This window comes from Adlercreutzia sp. ZJ141, assembly GCF_011038965.1.
In the GTDB taxonomy this organism is placed as follows: domain Bacteria; phylum Actinomycetota; class Coriobacteriia; order Coriobacteriales; family Eggerthellaceae; genus ZJ141.
In genome coordinates, this window is sequence record NZ_JAAKEB010000021.1 from 19,640 (window position 1) to 37,244 (window position 17,605).

A 17,605-nucleotide genomic window follows, 5' to 3' on the forward strand; every position below is an offset into this window, starting at 1 on the left:
GACAGGTACACCACCCCGCCCGCCCCTTGCGGGAACGAGCGGGGTTGGTGCGACGTTTACTTCTCGACAACGTTCTTTCCGTTTTTCAGCTCTTTGCGAGCCCAGTGGCCCCAGTGGTATAAAGCGTCGGACTCAGACACGAGCCCATCACCGAACATAAGCTTATGGGTGCCGCGGTAGGGCTGGAAGATTCCTGCACCCAAAAAGATGTGTGCCATGCCGAACACGGCAATCAAGAAGAACCCAATGTCGTGCAGAAGCAACACGACAGCGTACGCGTCACCGCCCAAGGTAAACACAGTGGAACCTAAGAGCATCACCATGCCGGTAATACCCATGAGTGCGCCTGCAAACCACAGCATGCCGTCGGCAAAACGCTGGCCGCTCTTTATCTCACCCTGATCGGGCATGTGAATCCACTTCGCCATAAATAGGTAGGGGAAGAACAGAATCATCCACTTCTTGTCATCGGAATCCCACTTGGCAAAGAGGTTCTTGAATATGTGCGCCACACCCTTCGGTGCCATGATGGCACTGATGAGCGGAACTGCCACGAATACCACACCGATCACGCGGTGGCTCATACGTATTACAAACACCACATCGGCACCGACCAACTGCGTAAGAGGTGGCACGAACACAAACAAGCCCGTGACGCACAGCAACAGGCATGCGATGATAGTGACGTCATGCGTGATGCGCGCCTGCTTGGAATGGCGAACGATATAGCGCTCGGTCCCCTTCTGCTTGCGAGCTGTTAAAAACCTTTGATCACTCGCAGCTTGTTCGGGCGTAACTTGAACACGTGCGTTACTCATGGTCGCCCCCCTTCTTGCCAATAGGCAGGTTGCAGGTGATGTGCTCTTTAACGGACTCGGTGTCTTGGCCGTCGCCGTGCTTTATAACCTCACCTGTCTCAAGACTAATCGTGTCTTCGGTTTCGGCGTTGTACGCTAACTTGTCGCGCTTGTAGCCAGCGGCCAAACCGAACATGACAGCCAAACCAATCACGGTAGCACCTGCCACCACGCCCGTGACGGGCTTCATGATGTTGGTAAGTGTGGTAATGGGGCTTACCTTCGGGTCGAGAACCTGACCGTGTGCCTCAACGCCGTACTTAAACACCTGAATGACATGCAGACCGCCTATCTCTTCGGCACCATAGATGACGGCATGTTCGTACCCGCGACTTTTCAGCATCGCGAGGCGTTTCTCGGCTTCGGCCAGCATCTCGTCGCGATCGCCAAAGGAAAGTGCTTCGGGTTGACACGTGGACACACAAGCCGGAGCTATACCCTGTTCGATGCGATCAACGCACCCCGTACACTTATTCACTTTACCCTGCATGCCATTGTAGCGTGGCACGTCGAAGGGGCAGGCCGTAACGCAATAGTGACAGGCGACGCACTTCGAGGCATCAACAGTCACCATGCCGCTTTCTTCGTGCACGTACAAGGTTCCCGACGGACAGATGGACGCACACGGCGCATCGGTGCAGTGCTGACAAGAACGGCGACCAAATGCCCAGGCAACCGGCTTGTTCGGCAGCGCACCATCCGCTTCGCTGTACGTCATAATCAACCGCGTTGCGCCATTAAGGTCGGGCGGGTTTTGATGGGTTCCGCTAAACGTATTCTCGTTGAGTCTCGTCGGGGACGGCAAAACATTCCAACACTTGCACGCGATCTGGCACGCATGGCAGCCTGTACAGCGTGATGTGTCGAATAGGATCGCTTTCTCAGCCATTACCTCTCACCTCCCGTGGCCTTCTCGATGTTGACGAGGAAGGCTTTGTACTCGGGCGTGAACGAATTAGGATCGACCACATTCGGAGTCAGGTCATTCACGGTGGCAGCCTCAGTTCCGAACACGCCGGCCCAGCTGTAGTGGTGCGTAAGTCCCACCAGATGTTGCTGACCGCCATGTACCTGCAACGGTTTTACACGCTTGGTGACAACTGCAGCAACTTCAACCGATCCGCGATTGTTGAACACGCGCACCTTGTCACCCGACTCGATTCCCTTCTCGGCAGCCAGTTCTTCGGATATTTCAATAAACTGTGCGGGCATAGCCTCCACAAGCGCCGGACACATGCGAGTTTGTCCTCCGCCCTGCCATTGCTCAGTCACCGAATAGGTGGTGGCCACAATCGGGTAATCGGACGCATCGCCGTGCTTGGTCGATTCGTATTCGGCAAACGACATGCACGGTGAAGACAAAGCGCCATTGAGCAAGTTTTCGCCTACTGGACTCTCAAAGGGTTCATAGAATTCCGGCAAGGGTCCGTCCACCATGCCATAGCTTTCCAGCCGGGCGTTTTGTTCCCACAGCATGAAGAACGACTTATCGTCGGGGGGAACGGGTACGCCGTTATTGGCGGCAACAAAGTCGGCTTGATCCACCAGATCCCACTTCTCCCCCGTCCATTCCACAAGCTTCTTGTCGGCAGCCCACGGCTTGCCATTCATGTCAGCCGAATTGCGGTTATATAGAATGCGGCGGTTTGCCGGCCAGCTGAACGCCCAATTGGAGTACAAGCCCAAACCCGATTCGTCGTTGTTGTCTCGCCGACCGACAGGCTGAGCGCTCGGGTCGAGCGGGGCGTTGTTGTTGTTCCAGAAGCCGGAATAGATCCACATAGCACACGCAGTGGAGCCATCGGCGGCCAGTTTCGAATAGCTGGGAAGCAAGTCAACCTTGCCTTCGGCGAGATTGGAATCTGAAATGCGGTAGCCATTCAGCGCCCACGCAACGGTGCGCGGGTCTATCTTGCCGTCGATGTAGTAGTCCCACTTAGTGTTGAGAATGGGGTCGGGGTTTGCGCCGTCCTCGTCCTCATAGAGCCTGCATATTTCGGTCCACAGAAGATCACACATCTCGAAGTCGGGCTTGGCTTCCTCCCATGGCTCTAACGATTGGTAGCGGTATTGCAGCCAGCGGCCGGAGTTTACGACAATACCCGGCTTCTCATAAATGAGTGCAGCCGGCAGGAAGTACACCGTGGTGTTAATGTCGGCCGGGTTCATGTCGGGTGCCTTCCAGAAGGTGGCAGACTCAGTGGCAACCAGATCGGCTACCACGAGCCAATCGAGATTCGCCATAGCACGACGCACGTTGGATGCATTCGGTGCGGAATGGCACGGGTTCATACCCCAGCAAAAGAAGCCCTTGATGACATCTTGGCTCATGAGCTCGAACGTGGAAACATGTGTGTAGTCCGGATCGGTTTTCTTGGAAGGAACTTTTGGCCACCAGTCGTAGCCGTAGTCGTTGTCCACCGTGGCGGCGTCGCCAAACCATTCCTTGAGTGCCGAGATCATAAACTTGGGCTTGTTGGTGTAATAACCGTCCGAATTCGTTTGAGACTCGAGCCACTTGCGCAACGACGAGCGATCGGTGGTGTTTGCCCATTTCAGGTATCCCGGCTGCTCATTAACGAGCATGCCCATGTCGGTTGCGCCCTGAACGTTCGGTTCGCCGCGTAACGCATTCACTCCACCGCCCGGCACGCCAACGTTTCCTAACAGCAGCTGCATAACCGACATGGCGCGCGTATTCTGAGCACCATAGGTGTGCTGCGTCTGGCCGAGCGCGTACAGGATCATGCCCGCCTTGCCGGGAGCCGCCGTTGCCGAATACGTTTCGTATACAAGCTCGAGTGTTTCTTTATCCATGCCGCAAATGTTGCACACGGTGTCCAGGTCGTAACGAGTGTAGTGGTTTTTGAGCTGCTGGTACACACACATCGGATCGGCAAGCGTCATATCTCGCTTGGGATGTTTAACAACAGGCGGCGTGAATTCAGGCACGCCATCGGCAACCGCCCATGCGTATGCGCCAGTTGTATCCCATTCTTCAACGGAATCGGTTTGGTAGCGCCACGAGTTGTTGGAATAGCTCTTGGTTGCCTCGTCGAAGCCTGAGAACAAGCCCGATTCCACGTCGAAATCGTATTCGGGATCGAGTAAGTAGCTGGCATTGGTGTAGTTGAGCAAGTACTCAAAGTTATAGTCGGGAACTTCCTTGCCCGCCAGGTAATCGGCCAAATTGGGCTCGATGAGGCGTTCGATAATGTAGTTAAACATGCCACCGTAAAACGCGATGTCCGTACCCGATCGAATAGGGCAGTAGATATCGGCCATTTCAGCTGTGCGGGTGTAACGAGGATCGACCACGATCCACTTCGCTCCAAGCTCATGTGCCTTGTTCAGCCACTTAGAGCCAACCGGATGATTCTCGACAGAATTTGAACCGCAATGCAAGATGACGTCGGTGTTTCTAAAGTCACACCAATGGCTCGTCATCGAACCACGACCAAATGATGCCGCCAGACCGGCGACAGTTGGGCCGTGTCAAACACGGGCTTGATTGTCGATCGCAACGACACCAAGCGAGCGCATCATCTTCGTGATGAGGTACTCTTCCTCGGAGTTCTGCTGCGAACCGCCCAGGCTTGCAATGCCAGGGGTCCAGTTGACGGTTAGGCCGTCCTCGGTTTCTACGAAGGTGGCGTCACGCGTTTCCTTCACCTTGCGCGCGATTTCTGCGACGGCGTCATCCCAGGTGATCGGCTCCCATTCAGATGCGCCAGGGCGGCGCACCATGGGCTTCGTCACACGACCAGGGTTTTTCATCACCTCGCGCGTTTTCGGGTCGACGATGTTGCGCAGCTGGAACATCGAAGCGCCCTTCGGGCATAATCCGCCCTTGTTGACTGGATGATCTGGATCTCCTTCAACGTTGATTAGCTCGCCATCGCGCACCGAACACAAGGAACCGCATCCTCCAGCACAATAGCAGCAAACATTGGTGCGTTCTTCGGTGTTTACGAGTTTCCAATCGGATGCGGGCTCAACAGCGAGCGCGCTCGATTGCGAGCTCAGCTCAAACGCCATACTCGCAGCGAAGGCGGCACCAGTTGCTGTGAAGAAGCCCCTGCGTGTCAGGTCCATACTGTTTCTCCCTCCTCTTATTGTCGGCTTTCGCCGTATGTACGCATGGCCTCCCTCTTCCTCGGCTCATCCCCTCAAAATTCCGAAGAAAATGTTTTTCGTGAATCGAGCACGCCGTCTATACGATGCACCTGACAGAACCTGCCAGAGCATGCGATAACGGCGACCCAACTCGCGGTAAAACACCATGCGGTCTATTTGAAATTATGCATGCTGTAAACGCAAACAACCCCAGCGGATGGCACTTCGGGACACTTCGGGCGTCATACTCGATAAACGGCCCGACCATATTTCGGGTCGGACCATTCACGGACACAAATTACCCAGCCGCAGAATGGGAAATGTTTCGCTCGCGCAACGTCGAGCACACACCCGAGCGAAAAAGTGGGCTATCATAGCGCTTTAAATTCCGAACAAGCCCGCAAAGTGACGTCGGACATACCGAAGGCATCGAACAATCAAGGAGAACGCATGAGCACGCAACCGGTTTCTATCGCATACCTTGGCCCGAAAGGTACCTACTGCAACGAAGCAGCCTGTGCCTTCGCCAAACGCATGGGCCTTGAAGACGCCACGTTTGTGGAATGCGTGTCGTTCGATGACGTGTTCGATTACGTGAACCGTGGAAAATGTACCTATGGTGTAGTGGGCAAGGAAAACTCCATCGAGGGGCCAGTCACAGCCACGCTCGACAACTTCGCTTTTAACACGTCGGCAAACATCCTCGCCGAGCATGTGGTAGACATTCATCACTGCTTAGTGCTTCACCCGGATGCATGCATTGATGACGTGACTACCGTCGCATCGCATACCCAAGGACTCGCGCAGTGTCGCAAGTTCATCGCCGCAAAATTGCCAGGACGCACGACTATTTCTACGTCGTCGACTGCAGAAAGCGCACGCTTGGCTGTGAGCGACAAATGTGTTGCCGGCATAGCAAACGCGTACGCCGCTGAACTCTACGGCGCGAAGGTGGTTGAGCGCGGCATTGAAGATCACTGCGGAAACCAGACGTCGTTCGCCCTCATCGGGCAACCCGGCAGCGCACCGCAACTTACCGGATCTCGCTACAAGACTACGCTCGCGCTGTTCTTGCAGCGAGATAAGGCGGGTGCGTTGCATATGATCTTGTCGGAATTCGCCTATGCGGGCATTAACTTGTCGATGATCCAGTCGCGACCCACCAAGCAGGTGCTCGGCGACTACATGTTCTTCATCGAGTTTGAGGGCAGCGTCAATGATCTATCGGTACAAACCGCGCTAAATTGCCTGCGCTTGAAACTGCGCGAAGTAAAGGTTATCGGCAGCTACCCCATGGATTAGAACGCAGGGGTGGTTTACGCGCAGACGGCGTACCATGCATGCAGTTGTCCAGGTGAGTGGAAGCTGGGCAGCACTCAGTCGCTCAAACAGTCCTGCTCGCACGAAACGCCCACCGGGCGTTTCGGCTCGTGCGGAACTCGCTTTATGAGCACCACCCAGTTTCCACTCACCCTACCGCATGTTGTGTGCAAGCTGGTTCACGCGCAGACGACACACCACGCGCAGTTCTGCAGCGACTGAAACAGCCCAGTGGGCTGTTTCACAAAGCGAAGCCTGTATGAGCAGGGTGTGTCGTCTGCGCGTGAACCAGCTTGTGCGCATACTCCCTACAGGGTGAGCACACCTAAATGTTCGAGCAGGATTTTAACGCCAATGAGAATAAGTACTACACCGCCTGCGATGGTTGCGGGCTTCTCAAAGCGCGCACCGAACTGATTGCCAATTGCTACGCCCACAAAGGAGAGCGCGAAGGTAGTCACGCCGATGAGCGCTGCAGCGGCAACAATATTCACGCCAAGGAACGCAAACGTAATACCCACGGCGAGCGCATCGATACTTGTGGCGATGGCGAGCATCACGAGTTCACGCAGATCGAGACGCTGCTCAGCCGGGCATTCCAGTGCTTCTTCGTCTTCATGGAACGCATCCCACAACATCTTACCGCCAATGAAAGCAAGCAAACCAAAGGCAATCCAGTGGTCAACCGGCGTAATAAATGGAGCAAACTGCGTGCCAAGTGCCCAACCGATCACGGGCATAAGCCCCTGGAAGCCCCCAAAGAACACCGCTATCACGAGTGCATGCGCCCAGTTGACCCGCTTCATACAAAGGCCCTTGCATACCGATACGGCAAACGCGTCCATCGACAATCCAATGGCTATCAAAAACAGCTCCACGAATCCCATTGATCAACCCTCGCTTTCCGTACCGTCAACGCAAAGAACCCCGCCTTCATCGGCAAAAAAGCCTTCGGCAGTTAAATCAGCAACCAGCGATTCGAAGTGATCGGGATGAAGTGGACCGCGTCCGTGCGATCGCTCAAATTCATCCAGCGCAGCGGCAGCTTTCGCGCGCGAAACCGACTCACCTGCAAGTACAATACGCACCAGCTCTGCACGCTTCTGGCGACGCGACCCCTCAAACGCGCTCTGCTTGGCATAATGGGCGCTGCGTCGCGACGGGTTCGGCAACGTCGCCTTCAGGTGTGCACCATAGTCGAGCAGCGCGTAGTACCAACGCCGCGGATCATGTGTCGGGCACGTGAGCTTAACCAACGGGGCAATCTCGCGATCGGGAACCTGATCACGGTCAGGAAACACCTCATGTAGGAAAACCGCTCGCACGTTGGTTTCCACATACACGGATGGCCGATTGAAAGCGAATGCTATGACCCCCGCCGCTGTCGCTGGCCCTACGCCGGGCAACGCCAACAGTTCCTCATACGATTCGGGCAGCTTCCCGGCATAGTTCGCTGCACATAATTCGGCAGCACGTTTGAGCGCCAACGCGCGGCGGTTGTAACCAAGCCCCTGCCATTCCGCCAGCACATCAGAGGTGGCGGCAGCTGCCAACGCATCAATGGAAGGAAACACTCGCATAAAACGAGGCCAGCGCGCAAGCACACGCGGAACTTGGGTTTGTTGCAGCATAACCTCAGACACAAGCACACCATACGCGTCGTCAATAAAGCGCCACGGTAGTTCTCTGAAATGGGCTTCGCCCTGCTCAAGTACGCGCTCGGCGAATTGATCGGGTGTGAGCACACACGACGGCCACATGTCTTGTGCGGACATATGCGAGCAAGCCACCCCTTCCCGCTTATGCGCAGTCACTGTTGGTGCCATTCGGAGTACCAACCGCCATAACGTCCCCACACGAGAAATTACCAACGCCGGAACCTGTGCACGCCTTAAACCCAGCCCCTGCCTTCGCACAGCGGATCGACGGATGGTCGGCCTTCAAGCAAAACAGATCGTGCAGCGTGATAGAAGCGAAGTAGGCGTTTAACATCGCACTCGCACCTGCCCACAGCTGATTGTACGCGCAACCATCGCTGAAGGCGCACATATCGGCATGTGATGAACACGGCGCCACAACAACCGGACCCTGCACTGCTTCAACCACGTCAAGGAGCGTAGTGGTTCGAGGATCACACGCAAGCGAAAATCCGCCGCTCGATCCGCGGGCGGTCTTCAACAGGCCACCTTTTACTAAATCATGCTGAATGCTGCGCGCAAACGAGTACGGAATGTCCTCGGTCTTAGCAACGTCAGCCACTGACACGAGCGTACCAAGATTATCGTAGGCCGCTCTCAGCATGCGGAATGCGTAATCGGAACGCTTGGTTATATCCATTGTCAGCTAATCTCCCCGTTCATATAGCGCTCAAGCTCATCAAAGTCGTTGCGCAGAGAACCCACCACCTCATCTTCTAAACGGCGGTACTCAGGCGATTCGAGCGGCTGGTAGGCTGCAATTTTCTCAAACAGGTTACTCGCAGTGACGGGAACGTACCCACGTACCGCTAAGCTATCGCGATATGCCTCATCAACGGCTTCCTTCGCCGCCATATACAAATCGAAACGAGGAAGGTTCGCCGAATGTCGCACGAGTGCGGCGCGGTCGATGCCGCGCATAGAGGGATGTTTGCGAGCGATTTCCATCCAAATGTCGGCACGCTCCTTAGCATTAGGCAGCTCAATGTCGATGACAGTAAGCGGTTCAAGCATATCGAGGAAGAACGGGTCAACCTCGCCAATGCTCGACATCGAAGCAAGCACGTGAACACCTGGGTGCTCCACGGCCGACCGGATAAGATTCATAGCCTCGCGAGCACCACGCGACAGGCTCGCAATAAGAAGCCCGCCTAAGTCCTCAGCAGGTTGTTGGTCAACAAACGGCGACACCCACAAATCGATGTCTTCGAGCAACAGCACCCCTTCGCCGTCGAAACCGTTTTTCGCAGCGTTGAGTTTTGGTTGGTTGTCAGATTGCGACATCACACACAAGACTGGCATACCAGAAATGCCCTCATCCATGCGCATACGAACGCCCGGCAATTCCAACTCACCAAACGTTGCCTCCATGAAGCGGGCAGCATCTTCACGAGCAGGAGAGCTGAACAGGAGTGCGTCACAGACGGGCATGCCCTCAACGCCGTGACGCTTGTTAAGTAGCTCAACCAACTGCTGGAACTGAGGGTCTTTCTGCATGCCCACACCATGGCTGCGCATAGCCGCAATAGCGCGGTCGAACCCAACAAGGTCGCTGTATCGCACGCGTTCGACAGTCGTTGCGCTTTGCGCATGCCCGCCGGCAGAGGTGGTAGCCTTGGGAACATTGATTGTGAGGGGCGTGATGCTCTTGATGAGGGGTTTCGATACCCTCGACGTGTCTGACGTAGACGACGCTGCAGGTACCATTGGGGACACCGCAGAAGACACCACTGTCGTATCGCTTTCGCCTTCCTGTACAGCGGCGCGAAGAGCATCAGTTTCATCCATGCGCAGATCGATATCCTGCGCGAGAACGTCGCCTACAGCTGCGCGCGCCTCTTGTGCGATCAGATCGGTGACTCCTTGCAAATCCTCACGCGTAAGCCCGAACTCCTGTAGCTTGTCAAACGCAAGGTCTTGAAGCTGTAACGCACACGCATCTACCTCATCGGGCTTAAGGAAGTGTCCTAAGCGTTCGAATACATATTCAGCGATGGTACGCTCACGCAATTTACACGCAAGATCCCACGCGCTCTTCAGGCTGGCAAGCGCTGCCTCAGTAGCAGCAGGAGAGCCTCCCTCGTGCGAGAGCCGCTCGAACGCCGCCAGATACAGATGCATGCCAAGCACCTCATCGCCGCTTGCGCAAGCACACTCGGCTTGCATCAGATAGTCTTGGGGCGATTGCCGGTATTCATCGTTTTGGCTGGGTGACGCAGATCCGTCGTTTTCAAACATACCCAACCTCCTTTGCTTATACGCATGACTCGTATGCTTCTATCGTAACTGAAGTGTCGCAAACTAACATTGTATCCGACGCGTTACAGCAATGCGACCACTGCACAAAGACTGCAAGCGCCACTGTACGCCTACGCGGTGACCGAGCGACGTGCTACAAAAACCCTTGACACACGCAGATAATCCCTAGGGAAATACTGATTAATTCCGTCAGCCCTGCACGTACGGGGCAGCGCCCGAAAGTCTAAAACCTCGTTTACGCACGTCAGTGCGCGCTCTCGGTTTTCGACCTTCGGGCATCCGCCCCGCCCGCGCAGGACAAGACGGCTTTAATCAGTATTTCCCTAGCGCCAGTGAAGCACCGGCCACCCACATCGACGTGCCATACGCGCAAGCGGCCGATCAGGGTTAACCGCGTAGGCGGTTTCAGCTGCCTGTAAAATACTGCGGTCGGAATGGTGGTCACCGTACGCGAAAGCCAGTTTCCAACCGTCTTCCCCGTACTGTGCATTAGCAAACTCACGCACTGCTGAAAGCTTCCGGGCGCCTTCAACCGGTAAACCTTCGACCTCGTTTGTGTACGTTTCGTCGGCAGCCACCTTCATTCGTGTTGATATCTGATACTGAAAGGAGTGGCTTTCCATAGCGCGCAAAACCAGCGGTTCGAAGGTGGCCGACACCACCACCACAACTTCACCTGCCTCGGTATGTTGATGCATTGCCTCGTCGGCTTGCGTCCGAAAGCGCCTTTCAACCGTACTGTCGTAGAAGTCGCGTAAAAACTGGTCAACCTCACGGACAGGCTTTCTCGCAAACGCGCGAAAAACCAAACAGCGCACCCAGCTCTCATTCTGCGGCAAGCGCAGCTTGTACGCCACCGCCCACAGCAGGATGCGCACGACCACACTTGGCGGAAGCATGCGCTTTCGCACAAGATGACGCACCAGCAAAACCGGGGAGTTTCCCCGGATACTGGTTCCATCGAAGTCGAATACCGCCAGACGTACCGGCGCATCGCTTATCATCAACGTAAGCCTTCCGACGTTTTCTTGTGGTTCCCCAGAGAATCAATCAGTATTTCCCTGGAACTGTGAATTGTACAATTGTGCATAGAAACCGCCAAGCGCAAGCAGCTCGTCGTGTGTGCCCTGCTCCACAATGTCGCCATTGTTGATAACCAGTATCAGATCAGCCTGCACAATGGTTGACAGACGATGCGCGATAATAAACGAGGTGCGCCCCTGCATCAGATTGTCCATGGCTTTCTGGATACGCTCTTCGGTGCGGGTGTCAACCGAGCTCGTAGCTTCATCGAGAATGAGCATACGCCGATTTGCCAGAATCGCCCGCGCAATAGTGAGCAACTGCCGCTGGCCTTGGCTAATATTCCCGGCATCTTCGCTGATGACAGTGTCGTAGCCGTCGGGCAGCGTCATAATGAAGCGGTGTACGTACGCCGCGCGTGCCACAAGCTCTACCTGCTCGTCGGTAGCGTCAAGGTTGCCGTAACGAATGTTCTCCCGAATGGTTCCGCCGAACAGCCATGCATCTTGCAGTACCATACCAAACAACTCGCGCACGCAGCTTCGCGGAAGATCGCGAATGTCGGTACCGCCAATGCGGATCGCACCGGCCTGAACGTCGTAGAATCGCATGAGCAACTTCACGAGTGTGGTTTTACCAGCGCCTGTCGGGCCCACAAGTGCCACCGTTTGCCCTTGCTTGATGTGCGCGGAAAAATCGCCGATGACAGGCTTATCCGAATCGTAGCCAAATCGCACGTGATCGAACTCAACGTCGCAGGTGAGCTCTTCGGCGCGTATGCGCGCCGCTTCAACGTCATCTGCTACACCATCGGCTTCAGGTTCGTCTAAGAATTCGAAAACACGTTCGGCGGCAGCAGCCATTTGCTGCAGCATGTTCGACACCTGAGTAAGCTGGGTGATGGGCTGCGTGAAATTCTTCACGTACTGAATAAACGCCTGAATGTCGCCAACAGTCACAACACCACGAACAGCAAAGAAGCTTCCCGATATGGCAACTGCGATGTACCCTAAGTTTCCCACAAATCCCATGATCGGCTGCATCATGCCCGTGAGGAACTGCGATTTCCACGCCGACTCGCGCAAACGCTCGTTCACCTGCTCAAACGTTTGCTCGCAAGATTTTTCGGAGCCAAACGCCTTCACCACCTCGAACCCGGAGAACGTTTCTTCAACCAGCCCGTTCACCCTGCCAAGCAGATTCTGCTGGCGAACGAAGTGCTTCTGAGATACTTTCACCACCATGCCTACCAGCACCGCAGAGATCGGCAGCATACCAAGCGCAATGAGTGTCATAAGCGGGTTGATAGACAACATCATGGCCAACACGCCTACGATGGTAACGCTTGAGGTGATAAGCTGCGTGACACCTTGATTTAAGCTCTGCCCCAGCACGTCGACATCGTTCGTAATGCGCGAAAGTACATCGCCGGTAGAGGTTTCGTCGAAACGCGAAGTGGGCATGCGATCGATTTTGCGTGCGATCTCGCCACGCAGCTGGTAGCACACCCGCTGCGACACGCCTGTCATCAGCCAACTTTGCGCAAACGAGCATGCCGCTGACAGTGCGTAGAGCCCGAGTGTAGCCAACAGGATGGAGCCAATAGTATCGAAATTGATACCACCCGTGCCATCAACCTTCGCTACTAAACCACTAAACAGCTCAGTGGTTGCTGTCGAAAGCACCTTCGGACCGACGATACTGAACACCGTCGACCCAATGGCAAACAGCACCGCTGCAGCAAGCGGCACCTTAAAAGCGCCGAGAAATGCAATCATGCGGGACAACGTTCGACGGAAGTCCTTGGGTTTCTCGCCGGGCATCATACCCCGCATCGGCCCGTGTCCCCTGTGGGGGCGCTGTACAGGGCGCACGTTTTGCTCACTCATCGGGCGTCACCTCCCTTCGCCAGCACGACGTGCGGTTTCAATTCTTCGGGAGAAAGCTGCGACTGTGCTATTTCGCGGTACGCTTCGCACGTTTCCAGCAGCTCGCGATGGGAGCCCTGCCCCACCACGCGCCCCTCGTCGAGCACAACAATAGAATCGGCATGCATGACCGACGCAATGCGCTGCGCGACAAGTACCACCGTTGCTGTGTCTGTACGCTTCGCCATTTCACGGCGCAGCGCCGCCTCAGTTCTATAATCGAGCGCCGAGAAGCTATCGTCAAACACATAGGCACGCACCTTGGGGTACAGCGCGCGAGCAATGGAGAGACGCTGGCGCTGCCCACCCGACACGTTGGTGCCGCCCTGGCTGATGGGAGCCGCAATGCCATCGCCCATGCCTGACACGAAGTCAGCGGCTTGCGCAATTGTAAGCGCGTCGAGCATGCGCTGTGGCTCAAGCGCGCGGCCGCCGTCGGTATAGGCAACGTTCGATTCAACAGTGCCGCTAAACAGAAAGCCTTGCTGTCCAACGTAGCCGATCTGACGGCGCAGATCGCGTTGTGCCATATTGCGCACGTCAGTGCCGTCGAATAGTACCTGTCCTTCCGTCGCATCGTAGAAACGCTCAATGAGACGACAGATGGTGCTCTTTCCCGACCCGGTTGATCCGATGATGGCAGTAGTCTTGCCGGCTTCAGCCACAAAGCTCACCTGGTCGAGCGCAAGCTCGCTGCCTTCGCCGTAGCGGAAGCTCACGTCGCGAAACTCGATGCGGGCGGCTAAGGGAACCAAGGCAGACGCAGGTATGTTCGCTACCTGGGTTTCCTTTTCTGGGTCAACGATACTTCCCTGTGTGCCTAACACCTCGTCCACACGTTCGGCTGCCACATTGGCACGCGGTAGCATGATGGATATCATGCCAATGACCAAAAAACTCATGATAACCACCATAGAATAGGTGATGAAGGCAATGAGGTCACCTGTCTGGATTGTGCCGGCATCAACGTAGCTCGCACCCACCCACACGATAGCAACCGACGTGGCATTCATGATAAGCATCATGGCGGGCATCATGAACGTCATGACCCGATTCGTGAACAATTGCGTATCCATGAGCTTTCGGCTGGCCTTATCGAAACGACCTTGCTCGTGGTTTTGTCGGTTAAACGCGCGAATGACTGGCAAGCCTACAAGCATCTCGCGAGCAGTACGGTTCACCCCATCAACCAGATACTGCATGATCTTGAACTTCGGCATGGCAATACTCATCAAAAGCCCGATGATTACAAAGATGGCCACCACGGCAAGCGCGATAACCCAACCCATTGACACGTTGGTAGTTGCGATCATGACGATGCCGCCGATAGCGAGAATCGGCGCGTAGAGCACCATACGCAGTAGCATGACCTCCACCATCTGGATGAGCTGGATGTCGTTCGTTCCCCGTGTTATAAGAGATGCGGGCGAAAAGCGCGCTACCTCGGCGTGCGAAAACGATAGCACCCGCCCATACAGGCGCGCGCGAAGATTGGCGGCAATGCCCGCAGCCGTGCGAGAAGCAACGAAGCCGACGCCGATTGCCGCCGCCATGCCCAGGGCCGCTAAGGCCAACATGCGCAGGCCAACGCGCCACAGATAGGCAGACTGTATTCCGGCCACATCCCATCCGAGCGCCTCGTACTCGGCCTTCGCTGCCGCCAGTGCCTGCTGATACACAAGAGCGTCGCTTCCGTCGCCCAATTCCGCAAGCATCTTGTCAACCTTGGCTTGAGCGTCTCCACGCGATAATGTTCCCTGCTCAAAGGCTTGTTTGAGGTGGTCGATATCGGTGCTGTCAGCACGCTCGAGCATACCCATGTAAGCCATGGGCACCGACAGCGCGCGATCGAGCTCGTCTATGCGCTGATGTCCTTCGTCAGTGAGCACATAGGTTCCCTCACTCGATTCACGATACGAGCTTTGTAGCAGCGCTTCATCGGACGCATCAACCAACAGTGAAACAACCCGATACGTTTCTGTACGCATCTCTTCAACTGCCGCATGCTCTATTCCTGACTGTTGGATGCCAACATCCACGATGTCCGATGTAAAGCGCGGAATAGCCAGGTCAGTGAAAGCCTGCACGATCAGCAAGGCAACGATGACAAGCACGGCTGCCACCGACCCTTTCAAGTAGCGGATCAGCCTCATTACTCACGCTCCCCTTTCGCCTGGGCACTCGATTGGAGGCACACCCGCTTCCACTTGCCCATTTCGCTCTCGCTTCGATTTCCTACAGCATACAAAGAGTCCCGCCAACCCACAGGACTCTCAAAGCATGACTATAGTTTCTCTTATCGAGAAGGTAATGTAGCACCTAACGTGATGAGAGAATTACCGAGCTGTTCACTGTTACGCCATTGTTAAACAAGATTCTAAAAAGTTGAAGAAAAGCCTTGCGCGATACGAGCCGGATGGGTATCATGTACAAGCTGTTTGAGCACGGGGTGTTAGCTCAGTTGGTTAGAGCGCCGGCCTGTCACGTCGGAGGTCGCGAGTTCAAGTCTCGTACATCCCGCCATCGAATTTAGAAGTCCCGGAAACGGGACTTTCTTGTAATTAGGCCCAAACAGTGGCGGTTAAGTTTCACTTTTCCCGAACAGCGACCGAAAAGGGCACTTGACGACTGCCACTAACACGCCTCTGGATCGAGACGATAACCAATCCCCCAAACGGTTTCGATAATGCGAGGCTCAGTTGGATCGTCCTCTACTTTACTGCGTAGCTTCTTTATGAATCATAATTGGATGTTCTAGTCTGATGGGGGGTTGATTATCGCGCTTTAGTGCCCAAACGTTAATCAGAGCCCTCGACCCCTACGGCAACTCCGAAGACAAGAACCACTTCCAGGCGGGCACGATGTCGATGCTACCCTCATCGGTCTTGCAGCGCTCTTCTTCCCGCAGGGTGACGATGATGCCACGTTCAAGCCGGGTTGCGCCCATCGCAGCTGCCAAGGAGCCGACTTCGCGCGTTCGTGTTTTCCCACTTTCAAGGGCGAGCGAGACCTGCATGAGCGCGTAGGGCTCTGATGAGAGGGCGTCTCCCAAAAGAAAATCGACCTTTCGGCGGGAAGCGTCAGGGATGGTATAAGAGGTGAGCGTGTCGATGCGTCGGCCCACAAGACGGCGATGCAGCTCAAGAAACACAGCGGTCTCGAAGCGCTTGCCGATATCCTGTTGATTTGCTCGGGATACCGCGTAGGTGATGCCGGGATCAATGGCGTACACTTTCGGCAGCGCAGTCGATTGAGGCTTGAGAGAGACAGCGTACTCAGGCATCTCGAAGAAGAGGAAAGCCTGCTCGAGAAGCGTAACGAGACGATTGGCCTTCTCCCAGTAAATTGTGTAACCGAGTTCCTTCATAGTCTCTACCAGGCCGTTCGTTGAAAATTCACAGGCAGTGTTACGCAATCCGCACAGAGCAAACTGATTTGCCAGGCGAATGTTCTCGCGCCCGAACCGGTCGGCCACGTCGCGCGCCACTACGTCACGCACGTAGCCCTGCAGAAGCTCTATCCTGTCTTCTGCCCGTTTGCCCTGCACACCGGGAAAGCCCCCTTCTACCAGATAGCGGTCGAACATCCCCTCGAGCTGCGTTTGCATTCGAGGAGATACGCCCCGATCGATGTCGATGCGCTCTATGCCGGCGAAGCGGCAGTACTCTCGAAAGGAGAGAGGCAGTATTTCATGAGAGTGAGAACGCCCTCGAAATTGCGTAGCGATCTCATCGGACGAGAGTTTCGAAGACGAACCTGTGATAACGAGCGTTACCTGCTCCATTTCGGCTACACGTTGACAGAAGCCTTGCCATTGGTCAGCCTCCTGCACTTCGTCAAGGAACAGGTAGGCTCCTTTTTCTCTGGCTTCGGGCACTTGCCGCCAGTACTCGTTCAACACGTCATCCATGATGTGAGGACCCATAGGACTGAGGCGGTCATCGGCAAAGTTGAAATGGAACATGTGCTCGCGTGGCACGCCTGCCTCTAAGAGCTGCTTCATTTTCTGGAAGAGATAGAACGTCTTGCCACTGCGCCTCATGCCAGTGATGATCTCCACTAAATTGAATCGCTGTGGTGAGGGGAGGTCGCGAATAACCTCGTCCCGTTCGATAAGCGCGGGCAGGGAGGCTTCTCGATATTCACGCACGATGGAAGAGAGATCGGTCATATGGGTATCCTTTGCGTAATGGCGTAACTTCTAAGTTCGGATAACAAGTTTATGTTACTACTTCTAAAATAGGTTTTGAAGTACAGTATATTATTTCCCGACTAAACGTGAGCGTCAAAACACCCGCATATTTAGCTTCTAGCCGATAGGTGCCACAATTGTTGCAACCTGATGGAAGGAAGTGACGATGGCACCGCAAGAAAGAAGATCAATGCGACGCGAGCAGGTAGAACG

At 55.3% G+C, this 17,605-nt stretch carries 13 protein-coding genes and 1 tRNA gene; 2 read left to right on the plus strand and 12 right to left on the minus strand.

The annotated features are described in order from the left end of the window. Nucleotides 1-56: 56 nt before the first annotated feature. The 3 genes from G7Y44_RS09050 to G7Y44_RS09060 are packed head-to-tail and all read right to left on the minus strand — an operon-like array spanning nt 57 to nt 4,952. A complete protein-coding gene (locus tag G7Y44_RS09050; protein ID WP_165045938.1) occupies nt 57-818 on the minus strand; it encodes a cytochrome b/b6 domain-containing protein in 762 nt (253 codons plus the stop codon). Beyond that, on the minus strand, nt 811-1,746 hold the full coding sequence (locus tag G7Y44_RS09055; protein ID WP_165249254.1) for a 4Fe-4S dicluster domain-containing protein: 936 nt from the start codon (nt 1,744-1,746) through the stop codon (nt 811-813). The genes G7Y44_RS09050 and G7Y44_RS09055 overlap by 8 nt, the downstream gene beginning before the upstream one ends. After that, nucleotides 1,746-4,952, minus strand: coding sequence for a molybdopterin-dependent oxidoreductase (locus G7Y44_RS09060; protein WP_165249256.1), 3,207 nt, complete (start codon nt 4,950-4,952; stop codon nt 1,746-1,748). Before G7Y44_RS09060 ends, G7Y44_RS09055 begins: the two co-directional genes overlap by 1 nt. Nucleotides 4,953-5,423: 471 nt before the next feature. Here G7Y44_RS09060 and pheA point away from each other — a divergent pair, with 471 nt between their 5' ends. Then, on the plus strand, nt 5,424-6,275 hold the full coding sequence (pheA, locus tag G7Y44_RS09065) for a prephenate dehydratase (protein WP_165045934.1): 852 nt from the start codon (nt 5,424-5,426) through the stop codon (nt 6,273-6,275). A gap of 326 nt (nt 6,276-6,601) precedes the next feature. Here pheA and G7Y44_RS09070 read toward each other — a convergent pair whose 3' ends face one another. From G7Y44_RS09070 to G7Y44_RS09100, 7 genes are all read right to left on the minus strand, one after another. Next, nucleotides 6,602-7,180: a manganese efflux pump MntP gene (locus G7Y44_RS09070; protein WP_165249258.1), complete on the minus strand. Its 579-nt coding sequence runs from the start codon at nt 7,178-7,180 to the stop codon at nt 6,602-6,604. 3 nt (nt 7,181-7,183) lie between these two features. Beyond that, nucleotides 7,184-8,068, minus strand: coding sequence for an adenine glycosylase (locus G7Y44_RS09075; protein WP_206214458.1), 885 nt, complete (start codon nt 8,066-8,068; stop codon nt 7,184-7,186). A 25-nt stretch (nt 8,069-8,093) separates the two neighbouring features. Further along, nucleotides 8,094-8,630 carry an RrF2 family transcriptional regulator gene (locus G7Y44_RS09080; protein WP_165249260.1) on the minus strand — a complete coding sequence of 179 codons (537 nt, stop codon included), beginning with the start codon at nt 8,628-8,630 and terminating at the stop codon, nt 8,094-8,096. 2 nt (nt 8,631-8,632) lie between these two features. Beyond that, on the minus strand, nt 8,633-10,228 hold the full coding sequence (locus tag G7Y44_RS09085) for a ribonucleotide reductase subunit alpha (protein ID WP_165249262.1): 1,596 nt from the start codon (nt 10,226-10,228) through the stop codon (nt 8,633-8,635). 344 nt (nt 10,229-10,572) lie between these two features. After that, entirely contained in the window at nt 10,573-11,253 is a 681-nt protein-coding gene (locus G7Y44_RS09090) for an HAD family hydrolase (RefSeq protein ID WP_165249264.1), read from the minus strand. 42 nt (nt 11,254-11,295) lie between these two features. Further along, nucleotides 11,296-13,161, minus strand: coding sequence for an ABC transporter ATP-binding protein (locus tag G7Y44_RS09095; RefSeq protein WP_165249265.1), 1,866 nt, complete (start codon nt 13,159-13,161; stop codon nt 11,296-11,298). Next, on the minus strand, nt 13,158-15,353 hold the full coding sequence (locus tag G7Y44_RS09100; RefSeq protein WP_165249267.1) for an ABC transporter ATP-binding protein: 2,196 nt from the start codon (nt 15,351-15,353) through the stop codon (nt 13,158-13,160). Before G7Y44_RS09100 ends, G7Y44_RS09095 begins: the two co-directional genes overlap by 4 nt. Nucleotides 15,354-15,646: 293 nt before the next feature. Between G7Y44_RS09100 and G7Y44_RS09105 the strand changes: the two genes are divergently transcribed. Continuing rightward, nucleotides 15,647-15,723, plus strand: a tRNA-Asp gene (locus G7Y44_RS09105). Between the two features lie 111 nt (nt 15,724-15,834). Here the strand turns inward: G7Y44_RS09105 and G7Y44_RS09110 are convergent. Further along, a complete protein-coding gene (locus G7Y44_RS09110) occupies nt 15,835-15,936 on the minus strand; it encodes a winged helix-turn-helix domain-containing protein (RefSeq protein ID WP_241159240.1) in 102 nt (33 codons plus the stop codon). Nucleotides 15,937-16,018: 82 nt separating this feature from the next. Further along, nucleotides 16,019-17,371: an ATP-binding protein gene (locus G7Y44_RS09115; protein ID WP_165249268.1), complete on the minus strand. Its 1,353-nt coding sequence runs from the start codon at nt 17,369-17,371 to the stop codon at nt 16,019-16,021. Nucleotides 17,372-17,605 lie beyond the last annotated feature (234 nt).

Coding starts and splice junctions, on each gene's coding strand:
- G7Y44_RS09050 (WP_165045938.1), bottom strand. CDS start 818: ATGAGTAACGCACGTGTTCAAGTTACGCCCGAACAAGCTGCGAGTGAT.
- G7Y44_RS09055 (WP_165249254.1), bottom strand. CDS start 1,746: ATGGCTGAGAAAGCGATCCTATTCGACACATCACGCTGTACAGGCTGC.
- pheA (WP_165045934.1), top strand. CDS start 5,424: ATGAGCACGCAACCGGTTTCTATCGCATACCTTGGCCCGAAAGGTACC.
- G7Y44_RS09070 (WP_165249258.1), bottom strand. CDS start 7,180: ATGGGATTCGTGGAGCTGTTTTTGATAGCCATTGGATTGTCGATGGAC.
- G7Y44_RS09075 (WP_206214458.1), bottom strand. CDS start 8,068: ATGTCCGCACAAGACATGTGGCCGTCGTGTGTGCTCACACCCGATCAA.
- G7Y44_RS09080 (WP_165249260.1), bottom strand. CDS start 8,630: ATGGATATAACCAAGCGTTCCGATTACGCATTCCGCATGCTGAGAGCG.
- G7Y44_RS09085 (WP_165249262.1), bottom strand. CDS start 10,228: ATGTTTGAAAACGACGGATCTGCGTCACCCAGCCAAAACGATGAATAC.
- G7Y44_RS09090 (WP_165249264.1), bottom strand. CDS start 11,253: ATGATAAGCGATGCGCCGGTACGTCTGGCGGTATTCGACTTCGATGGA.
- G7Y44_RS09095 (WP_165249265.1), bottom strand. CDS start 13,161: ATGAGTGAGCAAAACGTGCGCCCTGTACAGCGCCCCCACAGGGGACAC.
- G7Y44_RS09100 (WP_165249267.1), bottom strand. CDS start 15,353: ATGAGGCTGATCCGCTACTTGAAAGGGTCGGTGGCAGCCGTGCTTGTC.
- G7Y44_RS09115 (WP_165249268.1), bottom strand. CDS start 17,371: ATGACCGATCTCTCTTCCATCGTGCGTGAATATCGAGAAGCCTCCCTG.